Genomic DNA, 1,453 nt, shown 5'->3' on the forward strand with positions numbered 1-1,453 from the left:
GGCGACGGTGGGCACACCCGCGGAGCCGTGGCACTCGCACTGGTGGGAAACCCCGGTCCTCGGTGACCTGCTCGATGATCTGGTGAAGGCCCCGGTCCGCGAACTCCAGCCCGACGACGCCGCCCGCCGCCGTCATCTGGCGCGCGACGATCGCCGCGTCCGGGTGGTCCGGCAGCCCCGGGTAGGCCACCGCGCGCACGGCCGGGTGCCCGGCCGCGAGCTCGGCGACCGCGAGCGCCGTCGCGCACATGCGGGCGAAGCGGACCTCGAGGGTCTCCATACCGCGGTGGATCAGCCAGGCCTCGTGGGTGCCGAGGATCCCGCCGGCCAGGGTGCGCCAGCCACGCACGCGCGCCATCAGCTCGGGGTCGCGGGACGCGACGTGCCCGCCGAGGGCGTCGGTGTGCCCGTTGAGGGCCTTCGTGTCCGAGGCGACGACGACGTCCGCCCCCAGGTCCAGCGGCCGCTGCCCCAGCGGGGTCAGGGAGGTGTTGTCCACGACGACGAGCGCCCCCTTCCCGTCCCGCCGCCCGTTCGCGTGGGCGCGGGCAGCGACGTCGGCCAGGTCCGCGACGCGCAGCCCGGGGTTGGAGGGGGTCTCGACGAACACGAGGTCGTAGGCGGAGAAGTCGGCGTCCGCGAGGCCCGGCGTGGACACGAAGTCCACGTGGACGCCGGCGGGCACGAGGTGCTCGGCGGCGAGGGCGCGGGTGGCGCCGTAGCCGTCCGAGGGCAGCAGGGCGCGGTCGCCGGGGCGGAGCACGGGCAGCAGGGCGGCGGCGATGGCCGCCATGCCGGAGGGGACGACGGCGACGTCGGCGTCCTCGAGCACGCCGAGGGCGGCCTCGAGCGCAGCCCAGGTGGGGGTGCCCCAGCGGGCGTACTGGAAGGCGACGTCCGCACCGGGGGCGACGGGGGCGCCGTCGGGACCGGACCCGGGCAGGTGGAACGCGGAGGCGTGCACCAGCGGCGGGGAGATGGCGTCGCCGGGGGCCATGCCGTGGGCGCGGTGGTGGAGGACGGGGCCGAAGGCGGGGGGCTGCGGGGATGCCATGGGGTCATTCTGCCGGGGCGCCGGGCGCGGATTCACCAGAGGAGCTGGCGGCCCCGGCTCTGCCGCCCGAAGCAACGCTGGTTGACTTGTCGCGGGTCCTGGGCGCGAAGACCCGTGACAACTCAACCGGCGTTGCTCAGGACCCGGGCGGATCGACGTGAGGTCGGTGTCCGCGGAACGCACCGGCCGACCCCGTCCCGTTCCCGGGCGGCCACCGCACGCTCGCTCGCCGTTCACACCGCGCCCCTACGGTGCGACAGGCCGGCCCCCCCCCGGGCCGGACCCGACCCACGCACGAAAGCCCACGATGTCCTCCCCCTCCCCGACCCTCAGCCGCCGCCGCCTGCTCGGCCTCAGCGGAGCGAGCGCCGCCGTCCACGCCCTCGGGGTGAACGCCCC

Annotated in this window: 1 protein-coding gene; it reads right to left on the bottom strand. The window is 76.5% G+C overall.

Going from position 1 to position 1,453, the window contains the following annotated elements; all coding sequences use genetic code 11:
* On the bottom strand, positions 1 to 1,054 hold a 1,054-nt coding region (locus AB0N07_RS50930), incomplete at its 3' end, for a PLP-dependent transferase (RefSeq protein ID WP_365847801.1).
* Between the last annotated feature and the right edge of the window lie 399 nt (positions 1,055 to 1,453).

Source organism: Streptomyces sp. NPDC051172 (genome assembly GCF_040682555.1).
GTDB lineage: Bacteria > Actinomycetota > Actinomycetes > Streptomycetales > Streptomycetaceae > Streptomyces.